The organism is Shewanella sp. Scap07 (assembly GCF_013394145.1).
Lineage (GTDB): Bacteria > Pseudomonadota > Gammaproteobacteria > Enterobacterales > Shewanellaceae > Shewanella > Shewanella waksmanii.
The window spans coordinates 1,709,392-1,726,053 of sequence record NZ_CP041329.1; the positions used below are offsets into that span (position 1 = coordinate 1,709,392).

Consider the following 16,662-nt stretch of genomic DNA (forward strand, 5'->3'; position numbering starts at 1 on the left):
TTGCTCTCTCCTTAGCGCTGAAATAGCTTGCCAGATGGGTGGTTAGAACCATGGATCTGGTTGTGACAGTTCAAGCAACTACGTCCACCAGTGAAGGCATTACCACCGACACTTGAGCCGTGTTCGGTATTGCCTAGGTAAGCGTTGCTAGCATGGCCATCACTAGCATGACATTGCTGACACAATTGTGGTGCACGGGTATTGAGCATGCCTTCGTGAACGCTACCGTGTGGGTTATGACATGTGACACAGTTTTCAGTTACTGGCGCATGTTCCCACAATTTAGGACCGCGTTTCTCGGCATGGCAAGAGTAGCAGGTCTCATTCACGCTTGGCTTTACCAAGTCAGAGTCACTCATGGTTCCGTGTGGATTGTGACAATCACTACAGACCATTTGTGCCCATTTCATTGGGTGGCTAGAGCGCTTGTTCATATCCGCTTTTTGCTTGGTGTGACAACTAGTACATACTTCCATTTCAGTGTTCTTTGATAACACTTGATCTTTTTCGGTATGGATTGAGTGACACGAAGCACAAGCAACATCGGCATTGTCATGGTGACCGCCATTCCAAGACATACGTTTGTCATCTTGGTGACAGCTCATACAAACACTGTTTTGTTTTTCAGCTGAAAGGCTAGAGTCTGGACCGAAGGCGATAACAGGTTCATTACCACCACGGTTGTGACTGCCCATTGGGCCGTGACAGGCTTCGCATTGCAGGCCGGCCATTGGGCTTTTGCTTGAGTCCATTGAGCCGTGAACCCCTTTGAAAAGGTCCATCACTTTTTCAGAGCGGCGGTGGCACATTAGGCAAGAGTCAGCACCTTGAGGCGAGTATTTACCTTCGGCAAACTTTTTATCTAAGGTGGCTTCGACCTCGTCTGGGGTCATTTTGTCGTCCCACTTAGCCGCAGTTGCGGTGTGCGCAAAGCCAAGTGAAAGCACTGCAGTAGCCATTAGGGCAGGCAGCAGAGAGGTTATTTTTTTTATGATTTTCATATTCGGCATCCTAATTCACATCATCAAAATTGAAAGGGGGAGGTCACTCCCCCTGAATCCTATTTGAAATGCAAATTACATCTTCACCTGAGTGTGATCGCTGATAGCTGGGTTGTGGCAGTAGAAACAGGTCTCTAGTTGAGCTGCATCGTTTGCTTCTTCAAAGCTAGCGTTCACTTTCGCACCTTGGTTTTCGACGTGTAACTTGAACTTGTCGCCGCTGTAGCTGTGGCAAGAGTAACAAGTTGCTGCGATTGGTGTGGTGTAACCTTCATCAGTAGCTAATGCACCTTTTGCTGCAAACGCATCAGTATTGAACTGAGAGTGACACTGGCTACAGTTTAGGTTAACAATCGCACCGTAATCACCGTGGCTATGAACCTTATGCAGCTTCATCTCAATCGCGCCTAGGTTTTTACCCGCAGCATAAGTGCCATCTGGGGTGTGGCAAGATGCACAAGCGTCAACACCAATGATAGGTAGACCATTTTCATCATTAGTATGAGCAACCTGATCTGACATCACAAAGCCAGCATGGTGGCTACCTTTATGCACTTCGAATTCATCGCTGTGACAGCTAGCACATGAATCGAAATTCACTGAATTTACGTGACGCATGCTAGGCGCTTCACCAGACAATGTTGCAAAAGCTAGGTCAGCTTTCATGGCAGTGTATTTGTCAGTGTCTGCACCATCAAACTCAGGGTCATCACATTTAACAAACTCACCATTTGCAGAGCACATTGCCCAACCTACGAAGGTGAATGCTGTTTCGTTATCAGCACCAACTTCTGGGTTAAGTTTAAGGTCTTTAGAAGTGGTGTAAACCAACTTTCCATCTTCAATTGCAGCGCCATTAGCGGTGTCGACAATGCCGTTTTCAATTGCGTTGATAGAATCTTTACCATAGTAACCAAGGGTGACGTGGTTTGGACCAACGTTAGTGATGATTTCAAAACGTTGAACCATGGGTAAGATTGAATTAATGTCAACTTCAGCACCACTTGAATCAACAACTTGGATGCTAATCGTTGCTGCTTGAGAAGCGGCATCAATAGTTGAAGTTGTGTTGATGCCGTAGGTATCAATCAAGGCTTTAGTTGAATTGAAACCACCTAAATGAATTTCTTCAGTCCAGCTTGCGTTGTGGCATGCGACACAGTTTGAATTGTCGTTTTGCTGTGAGTGGCCTTGACCTGCTTTAAAGTCGATACCCGTGTGACAGCTAGTACAAGTTTCCATGGTAGGAACGCGTGACCAGTTGCCCCATTCAGTTAGGCTATCATCGCCTTCTTCTGGCTCAACGTGGCAAGACTGACAATTGTTTTGAATCAGTAGTTCAGCCGCTTCACCATTGTACTCTTTACCATATTTATCTTCGAAAGATTTGGCTGAGTTATGGATATTGTGGATTAAGTGGTTCCACTGAGACTCTTCTGAAAGTGAGCTGCTGTGGCAAGTCGCACAAGTCTCGTGGGTGTAGTAACCGCTGTGACGCGTAGTCAGTGGCTCGCCTTCGGCGTGGCAGTTAGTACAAGTTTGGTGTGATACGATATTTTTGGTGTAAAGCGCTTCGTATCCGTTACCGTCGAAATCAGCGACGATTTCACGACGTGGCACACTGGTTGTACCGTCGGCTAGGGTTGAACCCTCACCACCAGCATAAACGTTATAACGTTGGGTAAGCTCAGCATCAAACGGCTCTGGCTGAAGCTCAAACGTGTAGGTACCGTTTTTGTTGTCGGTATAGTTTTCTAGACCTGAAGCACGAGCGTTACGGGTCCATTGTGCACTGTTACCTGCACCTGTCGCGCCTTGTGGCGTTAACTGGGCACCGGTAATGCCTAAATCTTGTAGGCCAACAATCGGTAGGTCTTCTTCGTTAGTTGCCATTACTGTGACAATTGGCGAGCCATTGTCATAGGTAACTTTGGTGACTTCTAGGTTTAATATTTGGATTGCGTCAGCAGCCGGACCACCTGGGTTACCATCTTCGCCATCGCTACCGTCACTGCCACCACAACCGGTCAGTGCCATTGAAACAGCACCTGCTGCTAGAAGCAGCTTAAATTTTTTGTTTTCTACGTTCATCATTTTTTCCCTGCATAGGTTTGGCATGTTCTTAAGCGCCTGGGCAGAATCCTGACCGATTATCATTTACATGATTTTCATTATTAGTGTGCAACTTAAGTCAATGCTGGAAAACTAATTCCCCAAGGAAAGGCTAACGCAATGAGGGCAAGAAATCTGCAAGCCGCCTTCTAATGTGTGACTCAGATCTGCCTATTTATAAAGAGGTATAAGCCGGTGATAAAAAACAACAATCTAGATCAAGAAAATGAAGGCTTTTTGGCCGTTTACCCTACTGCAGTTGTGGGGCGGATAATGTTGTAACTATGCAAATTCGATGTGTAATTTACTTATCAATGTCGCAAAGGTACCGGGTTAGGTTAGCCTAAGGCTGTTCGAGGTTGATTCGCCGTCATTTGAGTAGACAAAAAGGGAGGCAAATGCCTCCCTTTTTAGTGGTAGCTAGTGGGCTAAACTAGTGACTGCTACCCCAATTTGAGTGTGCTTCAAGAATTGAGGAATCACTGTGACACGTTGAACAAGTTTCTTGTACATTGAGTGTCTCATAGAAAGATGCAGGGACACCTAAGGTGCTCAGATCTGCGCCTTCTTGCAGCAAAATACCACCCATAGATTCGATGTGACCAGCCGTTGCGTCACTTAAGCCGTAAGGAGGTAGGTGACAACTAATACAAGCAGCGGTTTGCGGTGACACAACAAGTTGCTCGGTATCATTGGCACCGAATGCTACTGGCGCCGCATCAGCTTTAATCTTGCTAAGTGAGAAACCCTCATCGCCGTGACAAGACTGACACTCGGTTTTCTTAAAGAATAGGTCGCCTGAGCTGTCATACACATAGTGCGGGCTGTGCGCGATGTAGGCTAGGTTAGATGAACCTTCGCCTTTCTTATCGCGGGTGCCGTTATGACAGCTAGCACAACCGTCTAAATCATTGCTGTAACGGTGTTTAATCGCTGTCGTGTGGCATTGCTGACACGCTTCCATTTCTGCGTGCTGTACGCGTGGTGAGCTGTCAACAACCGTACCGTCAGCGGCAAAGTATGCAGTGTCTGAACTGACGTAAGGGCCTGAGTTGCTTACTGCACCTTCGCCGTCAACTTCACAATCAGCGACGGTACCGCGGCCATCGAAACAGATATGGATTTGGCTGCTAAGTGCAACTGTGACATCTGCAGTTTCCATCACTTCGGCAACTTTAAACTCGCCATCGCTGAAGGTAACGTCGATAGAACCATCTGCGCCCTCAGTAAACTTATCATAGCCAACTTTTTGATAGTTAACTAAGAAGTCGTCAGCAACAACACCGTTGAATACGATAGCACTGGTGTATCCGCCATATTTGTATGGACTAGGATCAATTTGTGCCAGCGTGACAACTGTATCGCCATTGGTGACAGTCATATTCGCCGTAACAGTTTTAGTGTCAGGGTTGTATGACATGCTGTTAAAGGTCAACTTAGAAGCGGCAGCTTGGGCATTGTCATTTTGTAAGTAGTGACCTGATTCAGCACCACGTTGACCACCATTAGGGTCGTTATGACAAGAGACACAGTTTTCTTTGCCTTCGGCAATTTGACCATTTTCACTGTCCCAGTGCCAGCTTGGTACAGCATAAGGACTGTTGTGACAGCTCATACATGTGGCTGTATCTAAGTCCGCTTTCCATGCATCAGCCATCGCGATAGTTTCATCGGCTTGGTGACAAGTTTGGCAATTAGACGCAATTTGAGGGTATACGCCGTTTTCTGCGTAGAAAGAGTGGCTGTGGATATCATGCGCCATCGCTTTGATAGAGCCATCATATTCGATTTGGCCGGTTACGTTACCGTCGGCATCTTCAACATCTTTCATATAAGTGTTGTAGTCAGTGTGACAGAAAGTACAAGACTCTAAGGTCACATGCTTACCACCGTGCATTGATAACGCGCCATCTTGACCTGGGCGGTGACATGATTGGCAAGTTTCATTGGCAATCAACGCTTTAGGCTTGTCTTGCATTGTATCTGAACTAGGTTGCCAATAGTAGAAGCTGTTATTGACTAAGGTTGCACCAGCATCGTTGGCCGCTTTCACACCTAAGTAGATACCATTAGTCGCATCAGCGGCGTAGTCGTATTTGCCTAAGGTGTCGATGGCCTGATTAAGCACAAGCGTATAGCTACCATCAGCGTTGTCAGTTAGACAATCTTCACAGTTTTTACCTTGGAAGTAAGACGAACCCGTATAATGGCCATCGCCTTTGTCTTTATTGAAGTAGCTCAACCACACTTCACGTGGTGAACCTTCTAAATCTGTGGTGCCAACTTCATCTTCAGAGCCGATGCGACCGAATGATACTGCGCCAATATCAGCCTGTTGTAGGCCAAATACTGCGGCACCATTTGCATCGCTTAGGTTAAAGTTAACGGTAAGAAAACCGTCTTCGCTAACACTGGCTGAGGTGACGTCAGCTTGAATATGTGACACTTCTCCAATAGGCGAGCCTACTGGGCCCGGCTTGCCATCTTCGCCGTCTTTGCCATCATCACCACTACAACCGGAGACCGCTAATGAAAGCACTCCAGCTGTGAGTAGCGCTTTTGAAGCTGCGCTTAAGTTAAAAAATTTCATCATGATTATTCCCTGCAATAGTTTTAATCATCACTGACCGCCGCTTTAATTAAGGATTGTTGCATATGCGACTAATTCTCATTTGTAAGCTTATAAAACAACAAGTTAGTGTGTGGAATTGATTTCCATGTTCAAGGCTATCTAAGCAACAACTTTTTAGCAGGTGTTTTGATGTGGATATGTGACCTCGATCTGACTATTTCTTTAGGGGTATAAACTAGGTCTCATTTTCAGGTCGTTTTCAGGCAATATTAAGCTTGAGTGGCGCCGAAGCTGGCTTAAGTTGTCATTGTGTTACGAAGGTTTCTGTGTGGTGTTTTTTCTGTGTTTATGTGGTTGCTCGCGCGTAGCCTTTAAGGTTGTAATTTGTGGCTAATTTGTGCCGACCTTTGCTGGTTGTATATCGACAAGAGTTGTTGGGTTAGCAGCTGGAAATAGTCATTAAGCCCGCATCTTACCTTAACAAGATGGAGTAAATTGGATTGCACAGTCGCGCTACATTGAAGCTGTGATTTATAGGGGCAATCGATGAACACCTATCCATATTGGCAAGGCGTGTTGTTGGCTAAGGTGGGTGTGAAATCTATGTGGTTGTGGCTGCAATTTGGCAATAAAAAAGCGGGGAGCATTCCCCGCTTTTAATCTGTTACTCAATCAGGATTAGTAGTTGGTAGGATGAACCTTATCTACACCCATTGAGCGGCCTTCAGCGTGACAGGTCGCACAACTTTCTGCACCAGTGTAAGAACCTAGTGGTGCGCCAAATACACCGCCATTGGCTTCAACGTGTGGTCCGAAGCTGCTGCTGGTGTGGCAAGAGCCACAGGCTGCGGCTATTGGCGAGTACTCAAGAATATCACTGCTACCGCCTTCACCTTGGTTAAGTACCGCAGGTAGGCTGGCAGTGTCTGTCATCATGAGCTGACCTTTCTCGTGACACGATGCGCAATCACCGTAGTGTTTAGTAAAGGTAATGGTTTCATTACGGTTACTGTTTACGGTAGTGCGCTTGTTGGCGTGTAAGGTGTGGATCATCACTTTATAATCAAGTGAGTTAGTCAGCCCTACTCGACTGCCTTTAAACGCGCCATCAGCGACAGCGTGCAATGCTTGGCCTTTGTGACAACTTACACAGCTACCATCAGTAAGTGATAATGGCTGTTCTTTGCTGTCTGGTGCGTGGCAAGAACCACAAGATGTTCTCGTGTGGAAAGACAGGTCAATGCTATCATCATGACAGCTTTGACAGGCTTTTTCTGACGCACTATTGAAGCGAGTTTGTGGTACATCACCGTTACTTGCAAATGCTGCTGCGTCGGTGGTGACAGTGGCTAGAATATGCTCTTGATCACAAGCAACTTTAGCTTCAGTTTCACGTGATGCGCACACATTTAAGTGGCTCATCATTGCACCGCTGCTCATCCCAACACCGAGGTTATTGATGGTGTATTGGAATCCACCATTTACCGCCTCTACCATTATGTCACCCGTCGCAATCGCTTCAGCGTCTGCTAAGTTGATCATTTTGTGAGTAGCCGTTAGATCGCCGCGGGTCATTTTCCAAACGTCCGCAAAGTCATTGTGATGGTTCTCTACCACTTGCACATTCAAGGCGCTGATTGCGCTATCTTCATGTGGCGCAGCACCAGAATCACTTTCAAACTCAACGAATACTGACAAGCTATCGTTGTCCGCATTATAGATGCCATCTTGTACGCTGAAGCTGTACGCATCTTTAGCTGCGGTAATTGTCAGTTCTTTATTAAGGTGGAACTTGGCTGCACCCATAGGGTTGCTATCATCAGCGTGACATGCTGCACAATCGCCTTGAGCATATTGCGGGAACTGCTCAGAGTGGAACAGGCCACGTGCAGTGCCATCCCATTCAGGAGCGGCAAACTTTTCGTGACAGCTTAAACAAGCTTCTTGTCTATGGAAATAGAAGCTATCGGCTTGTGTAGGCGCGCTTTCGCCTTCAATGTGACAAGACTGACAGGCTTTCGCATCTGCCGGGAAAGTCGCATCGCTATAATCATGGGCTGTTCCACCATAACCAATCATAAAGTAATCGCCTTTATGGATTTGGTGCAGCATAGAGCCAAAGTCAATTGTCGCGCCGGTTTCAGGATCGCCTGAGTAAGTAGTGTGGCACACAACACAGTTTTCGATTTCGATACGCTTGCCGCCGTGAAGCGATAGCTTAGGTGCCCATGCATGTTCGTAGTTGTCATTGTGACAACGGATGCAGCTTTCTTGCAAATCAACAAGGCTGCGTGTTTCGTCGGCCGTTGCTGCGCGATCAAGTGCTGGAACAAAATCGTAGTGTGTATTAACGAGAGTGGCATTGCTGACTGTGCTAGTTGGTTTTAGCTCCAGTGTGACACGGTGAGTTAAATGACCGTCAAATTCAGTATTTAGGCCTTCAATTTGCTCATATTCGGTGAGTGCTTTTGAGAAAGTGTAGCGATATAAACCGTGATCAAGCACTTCGATACAGTCTGTTTTACAGTTAGTTTCGATGTTAGCCTGGATTTGTGGACCTTGGTGTTTATCCCAGTCTTCAGGGAGTTCCTGTCCATCTGCTACAGGTGCAGGGTCTTTTACAGTGTTGATGTAACTGGTCCACTGTGATGATTTTACACCTTTAAAAATTTCTGCTTCTGGGTCAGTTGCATCGTGACCTGGCAGTGGGCGTTCGCGCTTTTGCAGTGCGTCTAGCTTAGCTATTCCGAAACCTAGCGCATTAATGTCGCTAAACTCTTCAAGGCCATAAATGGCAACGCCATTGGCATTTTCAAGTTGAAAATCGACTGTGACAATACCGTCGGTAATTGTCGCATGCTCAATAGTGGCATTGATACTTGTGGCTTGTTGAATATCAACGCCGACTGGGCCATTTTCGCCATCTTCGCCGTCTTGCCCATCGCTGCCATTACACCCGACAAGTGCCAGTGCACCTGCACCAATAATGGCTTTCATTGCGGTATTAATTGGATACCGTTTCATCTTTTTTCCCCTGCATGAGAACTTTTAAGAGTTATGTTTTTCAGCAGTGCTAAATCACCATGGTGCTGACTTCCTACTGCTTTCCAACGCGATTTTACTGAATTTATTCAAGTTTCTAACTGCGGGGCTGGAATTGTGTGAACTAGTTAAAATGACATAAATTGGTCTTGTTAACATATGTAAAAGTACATAGAAAACAATGGTTAGTTGATTTGTTATGCTTCATTTTGGCTGGGAAAGGCTCAAGTCTTAATTGAGCCTTAATTTGGTGGATTAGATTGATGACATTTCTGATGTAGATCAATTTATATCTCTATCTTTAAAAGTCTCTGATTACAACTGGTTAACAAACATCTGGGCTGGGTTACACCATTATCTAGACCGCGTTAAGCCCTTGTGATCTCAAATGGATTTACATGGGCTGGCTATTTACCGGCGAGTTACAATCTAGGAGATATAAAAAAGGGAGACATCGTCTCCCTTTTATCTAGCTAGTCGTGTTGACTTCTTATTTACCAGTCAACTGGATGAACAGCATCGACACCATTGGTTTTACCCTCTGCATGACATGTTGCACAGCTCTCACTACCCGGTACATAGGTCCCGCGAGTGTCGCTGGCCGCGCCGCCATTAGCTCGAATGTGTGAGATTAGTGAGTCTTGCTCACCGTGACAACTGACACACGTTGAGGCGATTGGTGAGATTTCCGTTTCATTGCCAGCGTCGTCTATGGTCAATGTGGCAGGCATCATCTCTAAACCAGCCATCGTGAGCTGACCTTTGTCGTGACAAACGGCGCAATTACCATAGTGTTCAGGGAAAGTGACGACCTTAGAAGGTGATTCACCATTTTGCTTAGAACGTTTATTGGCATGGTGCGCGTGAATACGCACTTTAAAATCAATATGATCTAACGCAGTTTGGTTATCCTTATAAGTCGGGTTGTGACACATTTGACACTCGCCTTCAAAGTTGGTGTAACTGCCGCTGTGTTTGAAATCGATGCCAAATTTGCCGATAAATTTATCATCATGGCAGTTAGCACAGGTTTCGTTGCTAACAGGCTGACGCCGCGCCACCACATCCTCATCACCGTTTAGGTTAAAGGCAACCAATTCACCAGTAATTACTGACGGGTTGATTGACTCATCACTACCGGTACCACAAGCCACTGCAGCTAACGTGTCTCGGTCTACACAGATATGAGTTGTCACTACCCCTGTTGCTGATTGCATTGTGTCAGGAGTTAATGTGGTTGCTTCACTGTAGTTGTAAGTGCCATCACTGCCCGATACTGGGGTGATTTCATTTAACTTGTAGTTCTGCTTACCGGCGGTAAAGTCAATATCGTTGCCAAATCCGAAGTAAATATTGCTGTAGGCGATACGCGCGTCAGCGTCGGGGCTCATCACTGCGCCAGTCACACTTGAGTCACTAAACTGCACGCTAAAGTTAAGCATTCCAGAAGACAAAGACACAGAGCCCGGTACCAAGCTTGCAGCATACTGCGCTTTGACATTGTCTTTGGCTACGGCGTCTGTCATATGATGTGCAGCACCGGCTTCACCTTGTTCGGCATGACATGTGCCGCAAGAAACACCCGCATCGATATATTTATCGTGCATGTCATCTTTAATTTGGCCCGCATCGGTTGAATCTGAATGACACGATCCACATGCTAGCGCTCGGTGATGCTTAAAGTTAAATGCATCAGCGGGTGAGGTTTCCCCCTCCATATGACAAGTTCGACAATCATACATATCAGCAGGGAAGGTGACGGCGCTATAGTCGTGAACACTGCCGCCATAGCCTACCATTAGATAATCGGCTTTATGGATTTTATGCACCATGTAACCCATATCAATTGGCGCGCCAGTTTCTGGATCGCCAGCATAGCTTGTGTGACAAACCTGACAGTTCTCTAATGCAAAGCGTTTTGAACCATGAAGAATTAGCTTGGGCGCCCATGCATGACCATAGTCATCACTGTGGCAGCGCAGACACGAATCTTCTAAAAACTCCACGGTGCGAGTGTCAGTACCCGAAACCATTTCGCCAGATGACGGTAGGAAATCATAGTGAGCATTAACTAACTTATTAATATCACCGTCGGCACGTAGCTCCATCGACACCCTGTGGGTTAAGGTTTCGTCATAGGTTAAATCTAAATCACCTACGGCCTCGATTTCGGTGAGGTTTAGCAGGAAGGTATAGCGGTAGCTGCCAGCATCAATTTTTTCAACACATTCTTGTTTGCAAGAGGTTTCTATTGAAGGCTGAATTTGTGGCCCGGCCATATCTTCATAGCCAGCAGGAATATCTTCTGTAACAGGTTCTACCATACTATTAATATAGCTCACCCACTGCGGGGTTTTATACCCTTTACCTTCTTGGGGAAGTAGCTTCGCAATGCCCAGACCTAAAGTGTCGACACCTGCGTAAGTATCGAAATCCGTTATCGCGACGCCATTGGCGTTTTCAACGTTAAAGTCAACGGTAATGACGCCGTCGCTAATATCGACTGCGGTAATGGTAGATCTTAATTCATTGGCTTGGGAGACAGAAAAGCCCACTACACCATCTTCACCATCTTCGCCGTCCTTACCGTCACTGCCACAACCAAATAGCAGTGCAGAGCAGGTCAAGGCCAAGAGGCTATGTGTTAAACCTTTTCTTTGTAGTTCCATAATTTGCGTTCCATGTTTTCATTATTGCTATTAGTTGGCCCCGAGTTGCTCATCTCGAGGCCTTTGACGGTTAGTTGATGGCATGCACCTCTAGCACATCAATACTTGCCCCTTTGCCGTGACAGGTTGCACAGGATTCGGTACCTGCTGTGGCATCTTCATAAGTGCCCATAAACACGCCGCCTTGTTGGGTCATATGCCCTTTAGCGCTATCACTATTGTGACAGTCGCTACAGATAGCGGTAGTCGCGCTGGTATAGGTGCCATCGTCCAGAGACAGCGGTGGAACACCACTGTATAAGGGCAGTGCAACGGTTAAGTCACCGGCTGCATCTTCTGTATGACATTGGGCGCAGTTGGCGATATTGCCGGGGTAGTTGATGGACTCGTACCCTTCGCGCTGACCGTTATGAATGCTATGAATCATATGCTTATAGTCTGCGGTAGCAATCGACGGGTTAGCCGCTTGCGCATCGGCGGTCATGTTAGGGTTGTGACATAGCTGACATTGCTGAGCTAAATCGTTGCGAGAGCCGTGGTAATTTAGCGCTTGGTCACCATGACAACTGCCACAGGTTTCATTTGTGACCACGCTACGGCGGCCCATGTCTGCTATTGCGTCGCTTGCAAAGAATTGGGTTGATGACTTGATATTGACTTGGGCATAACTGTCATCGTCGCAATCTCCTAGCTGACCATCGGCGGCACAGACTTTACCTTGTATCGCCAGTGTACCGGTATCGGTTTCAGTACCAGCGGGAACAGTTAACCCTGCGATAGAGTAGCTGTAGTCGCCATTACTGCCACCGTTTGGCGTTATTTCGGTCAACTTGATAGAAGGGGCAGAGCGGGTTGCATAGTCAAAGCTGTTACCCCAGTTAGCATAAACTCGCAAATCATTGACAAATGCTAGTTCATCAGCGCTTGCGCTATAGTTTTCACCAGTAATAGGGTTGCTTAGCCTAATAGTGAAGTTGACTGTATCATTGGCAAGGGCTGCCTGAGTGATGGTTGCGCTAAACTGTGCTAATGCCTCGTCATTACCGCCATCATTGTGGGCGCTCATCGTCCAATCTGAATTATGACATGCCACACAGTTGCTGTTGTCGGCTTGGGCTGGGTGGCCTTCACCGGCAGGGAAGTTAATGTCGGTATGACAAGAACCACACGCTTCCATGGTAGGCACTCGCGCCCAGTTGAGGTGCTCTGTCAGTGTTTCATCTTCCGCATGACAGGTTTGACAGTCAGCCAGTGAGCCCGGATATCCCACCAAATGTTTGCTGTGGACCATTTGCGGGAAAATATTGTCATTATTACTCACGCGGCCTTCGGTATGGCATGTAACACAAGTTTCAATTTCATTGTACTTGCTGCCGTGGAAAGCCAAGTCGTTATGACAGGTATTACAGGTCTCTATGGTCACGATATTTCGGGTATAAGCCACTTCGCCACTATCTTGCCAATCGTAATGCTGATTGGTGGTCGGTAACGGCGTACCGTCCGGTAAACTATCACCGCCGATTTTTATCACCACACGTTGCGTGGCACCAGCCATGTAACTCACCTCATTCATACCATCAAAAGCGGCGCTGAAAGTGTAGCTATAACGACCATTTCTATGGTCGGTAAATTCACCTGGGCAGTCCGGTGAGCATGATTCAGAGGTAAAGTACTGCCATTGGCTGCTATTACCGGCATTGGTGTAACCCTGTGGTAGCAGTTGAGTGGCGATATATGTACTACTGGCAATGCCCACTACAGGTTCATCGTCTTGGTTACTCACACGGTAATTGACCGTTGCGACACCGGCATTGAGTTGTACTTCGTTAACTTCAACAACTAGCTGCTCGATTTCGCTCGCTGGCGGCCCACCAGGTTCGCCCGGATTACCGGGTTCGCCATCATCACCGCCACATGCACTGAGCAATGCTGCAACACACCATGGCAGATAACGTCGTAGAGTATGACTCGTGGTTGATTTCATGTTGTCTTCCTTGGAATTCATCTGTTATACCTCGCTCTACAGCTGATAGCTCAGGGTTAACCCGAAATAGTGAGCACTATAGTCATGACCTAGGTCGCCAAATGTCAGTACATTGGGGATGGCATCTGGCGCTAAGTTAGCGTTTTGCCAGTCAGCGTCTTGATATTGCTCGAAAATCCAGTCAAACCTTAGACCAAACTTGTCTGAAAATTGATAGTCTGCGTAAGCGTTTACGTTATGACGTTTAGCGTAATGATCTTGATAAGGTGTTGAAATTCCTTGCGTGACTTCAGTATCGCTTTTACCGTCACTAAAGCTGTAATCCAAACCTAAGGCGAGTTGCTTATCGAGTAAGTTGCTATAGGCCATACCAGCCCCTAGCACTGTTGATTCATCCGAAATGGTGGCGAACCAATTTGGAGAAACAAAGTTGCTGGTACCCGCTTGATCACTGTCACGCCAATCTTGGTTAACAAACGCATTAAAAGTGAGATCATCATTGGCTTGGTAGTGCATTGATACGTCATAACCTAAGCTATCCACTTTCGTTAAACCAATTAACGTGTCGTCATAGTCGTCTTGCGCGCCATGAATGTTGGCGCTTGCTGAAAATGCACTTTCAGAGGCAAAACTGGCAAACAGTGCATAGTAGGCATGCTGGCGATCAGCTAAGTAGGTTTTTCTAGCTAATGGGTGGCTAGGGTTATCTGTGGTGTCTACCGGCACATAGGCGCCGCCACTTCTATCCGCTGCTTTGGCTTTCAACCATAACTTCCATTGCGGATTAATGTTGTAGTTGAGCTTAGCGTCAATGATTGATTCGTTGAGCTTGTTACGGTCTAAGTCGCTATAAGTATTGTGGTCATAGCGGTAGTCAACATCTAAATAGACGGCACGACTAAAGCGATACTTGGCGCCTAAATTCGCTTGCTGGCGAGTTCGATCATAGTCCAAGTTGGTTGCATAGCCGCTGAAGTAGCTATCGGTCACCACCTGCGGGTAGCTAGCTGTTTGAGTTTTATTATCACGGTCCCGGTAGTCGTAACTTGCACGAATATTAAACTCGTTGGTAATGCGCCCAGTATATTTGAGCTTCATCTCAATCATGTCGACCTGACCATCGAGTGATGCTTGTGGCAGATCGGGAGTCGGGCCATTGATGGTAGCGGGTAAAAACTGTTGATCTTGAGTAAAACGGCTAAAGCCAACATGCATAAGCATTTGATTGCTGCCGGATCTAAATTGGGTATTCCCCGCGATTCGATAAGCTTTATTGTCAGGTGCAACCGCACTTTGGCCGCTATATGCCGCACCAAATGTGGGAGAAAAGGCATTTTGCCAGCTTAAAGCTTGGTGATCATTTTTATATTGGCTGATTTGGGTGTTTATGCCTGCAAGCCATCCATCACCATTAAAATAGAGCTTAGCACCTAAGGTATCGCTGCTATCGTCTATTGGTTGTGCCAGCATGGCACTGTTGGTCAACATGTTGCCGCTAAACTTGCGCTTTCCTGAGCGTTGCTCGTATTGGTAATCGATGTCGGCTTTATAAAAGCTACCCTGATAATTTGCAGCTAAGTTAAACCGATCGCGTTTAGTGCCCAGTTCGACCGGTTTTAAGCTGGCATCGAGCTCAGTCATTTGTCCGGTTGTCGCGCCCGTTTGCCAATTATCGGGCAAATTGAGCGACCCAGAATACGGTGTTAGCGCACGGTTGGTGTCGTAGTTGGCTAACCCACGATAACCCAACGCGATGTTATATTGACCTGGGCGGCCGGTTGAGACTGATGCGGAACCGGTATCGTAGCCCAACTTATCTGCTTCAAAGTCAGTTCGGTAGCCGCTTTCGCTGATATAGCTGCCGTCGGCTTGTACAAAGCCGGTTACGCCATCTTGATCTGTTCCGGTGGTATTAGCAAAGTGTGGATCAGAGCCGTCATTGGATGCAATGCCTGCCCCAACACTGCCGGTAAGACCCGGTTCAACAACACAGCGCTTACACTCCCATTTGTCTAGCTTGACTTTATCTCGCTTAGCATTGGCCAAACCATAACCTTCAGCAAAGGCAGGCGACATGCTTGCAGAGATTGCCATGGCGATTAAGCTAAGCGACATGGGTAAATTAATCCTTTTCATCTTAGACACTCCCTTTTATCGCTGAAACAGCTTGCCCGATGGATGATTAGAACCATGAATTTGACCATGGCAGTTCATACAGCTTTGTCCGGCATTAAATGCATTAGGCGAGTTACCAAATACGGCGTTAGATGCGTGGCCATCAGAGGCGTGGCATTGCTGGCATAATTGCGGTGGTTTACTAATAAGCATGCCTTCATTCACGCTGCCGTGTGGATTGTGACAAGTGGCGCAGTTATCAGTGACCGGAGAGTGTTCCCAAAGTTTTGGTCCGCGTTTTTCTGCATGGCAGCTATAGCAGTTTTCATTCACGCTCATTTGCTTAAGATTGGCATCGCTCATTGAACCGTGTGGATTATGGCAGTCGCTACACACCATTTGTTGCCACTTAAGCGGGTGTGATGAGCGTTTGTGCATGTCGGCTTTTTGCTGAGTATGGCAAGTGGTACAAACTTTAACTTCTTGCGCTCTATCGGCGATGGGGTCGTGTCCAGTATGTACCGAGTGGCAATCGCTACAGGCAACGTCAGCGTTGTCATGGTGATTTCCGCTCCATGCCATGCGCTCATCATCGTTATGACAGCTCATGCATACGCTATTCAGCTTTTGTGCTGGAACTGGGGAGTTAGCGCCAAAGGTGATCATGGGCTCTTTACCACCACGGTTATGTTTACCTTGTGGTCCATGGCAGGCTTCACATTGAAGGTCGGTCATGGGGGAGCCGGGCACATTCGGATTACCGTGGACGCCATCAAAAAGTGCCATGACAGTTTCACTGCGACGGTGGCACATCAGACAGGAGTCAGCCCCTTTCGGTGAGTAATTTCCTTCAGCGAACTTCTGGTCGAGAATGGCTTCGACCTCTTTAGGGTCTTGGTCATCCCACGGGGCGGCGGAAAGGTTTAAGCTAAATATCGAAATGATAACAAGGAGGCAAGCGTATGCCGCTCCTCTATTCCAAGTAGATTCCATTTTCATCGTCACACATCCTGAGCGCTCTAATACAGCTATTAATAGTTATGTTAGTAATTACATGAATTACTAATCTCTAATAATAGATGACTTTTGTGATATAGGCGTACAAAAAATGTGTCATTTATGTTGCTAAATTCGTGACTTATAAAATGTATTTTTAAAAGTGTGACA

General features: G+C 46.7%; 8 protein-coding genes. All 8 read right to left on the reverse strand.

Features of this window, described 5'->3' with window-relative positions; all coding sequences use genetic code 11:
* Window positions 1–11: 11 nt before the first annotated feature.
* Window positions 12–1,001 carry a DmsE family decaheme c-type cytochrome gene (locus tag FLM48_RS07515; protein ID WP_179024228.1) on the reverse strand — a complete coding sequence of 330 codons (990 nt, stop codon included), beginning with the start codon at window positions 999–1,001 and terminating at the stop codon, window positions 12–14.
* Window positions 1,002–1,076: 75 nt separating this feature from the next.
* The gene (locus FLM48_RS07520; RefSeq protein WP_179024229.1) at window positions 1,077–3,095 is read right to left on the reverse strand and encodes an OmcA/MtrC family decaheme c-type cytochrome; all 2,019 of its coding nucleotides are present in this window, start codon (window positions 3,093–3,095) and stop codon (window positions 1,077–1,079) included.
* Window positions 3,096–3,546: 451 nt separating this feature from the next.
* Complete coding sequence (locus FLM48_RS07525; protein ID WP_179024230.1) at window positions 3,547–5,706, reverse strand: OmcA/MtrC family decaheme c-type cytochrome; 2,160 nt, start codon at window positions 5,704–5,706, stop codon at window positions 3,547–3,549.
* Between the two features lie 657 nt (window positions 5,707–6,363).
* Window positions 6,364–8,709 (reverse strand): OmcA/MtrC family decaheme c-type cytochrome, encoded by a 2,346-nt coding sequence (locus FLM48_RS07530; protein WP_179024231.1) that lies wholly within the window; start codon window positions 8,707–8,709, stop codon window positions 6,364–6,366.
* 512 nt (window positions 8,710–9,221) lie between these two features.
* The gene (locus FLM48_RS07535) at window positions 9,222–11,396 is read right to left on the reverse strand and encodes an OmcA/MtrC family decaheme c-type cytochrome (RefSeq protein ID WP_179024232.1); all 2,175 of its coding nucleotides are present in this window, start codon (window positions 11,394–11,396) and stop codon (window positions 9,222–9,224) included.
* 70 nt (window positions 11,397–11,466) lie between these two features.
* Window positions 11,467–13,380 carry an OmcA/MtrC family decaheme c-type cytochrome gene (locus FLM48_RS07540; protein ID WP_179024233.1) on the reverse strand — a complete coding sequence of 638 codons (1,914 nt, stop codon included), beginning with the start codon at window positions 13,378–13,380 and terminating at the stop codon, window positions 11,467–11,469.
* Between the two features lie 36 nt (window positions 13,381–13,416).
* The gene (locus FLM48_RS07545; RefSeq protein ID WP_179024234.1) at window positions 13,417–15,516 is read right to left on the reverse strand and encodes an MtrB/PioB family decaheme-associated outer membrane protein; all 2,100 of its coding nucleotides are present in this window, start codon (window positions 15,514–15,516) and stop codon (window positions 13,417–13,419) included.
* 15 nt (window positions 15,517–15,531) lie between these two features.
* On the reverse strand, window positions 15,532–16,488 hold the full coding sequence (locus FLM48_RS07550; protein ID WP_372847473.1) for a DmsE family decaheme c-type cytochrome: 957 nt from the start codon (window positions 16,486–16,488) through the stop codon (window positions 15,532–15,534).
* Between the last annotated feature and the right edge of the window lie 174 nt (window positions 16,489–16,662).

Excerpts from the sequence above, each read along its gene's own strand:
- FLM48_RS07535 (WP_179024232.1), bottom strand. The coding sequence starts at position 11,396 with ATGGAACTACAAAGAAAAGGTTTAACACATAGCCTCTTGGCCTTGACC.
- FLM48_RS07530 (WP_179024231.1), bottom strand. The coding sequence starts at position 8,709 with ATGAAACGGTATCCAATTAATACCGCAATGAAAGCCATTATTGGTGCA.
- FLM48_RS07545 (WP_179024234.1), bottom strand. The coding sequence starts at position 15,516 with ATGAAAAGGATTAATTTACCCATGTCGCTTAGCTTAATCGCCATGGCA.
- FLM48_RS07525 (WP_179024230.1), bottom strand. The coding sequence starts at position 5,706 with ATGATGAAATTTTTTAACTTAAGCGCAGCTTCAAAAGCGCTACTCACA.
- FLM48_RS07550 (WP_372847473.1), bottom strand. The coding sequence starts at position 16,488 with ATGGAATCTACTTGGAATAGAGGAGCGGCATACGCTTGCCTCCTTGTT.
- FLM48_RS07515 (WP_179024228.1), bottom strand. The coding sequence starts at position 1,001 with ATGAAAATCATAAAAAAAATAACCTCTCTGCTGCCTGCCCTAATGGCT.
- FLM48_RS07540 (WP_179024233.1), bottom strand. The coding sequence starts at position 13,380 with ATGAAATCAACCACGAGTCATACTCTACGACGTTATCTGCCATGGTGT.
- FLM48_RS07520 (WP_179024229.1), bottom strand. The coding sequence starts at position 3,095 with ATGATGAACGTAGAAAACAAAAAATTTAAGCTGCTTCTAGCAGCAGGT.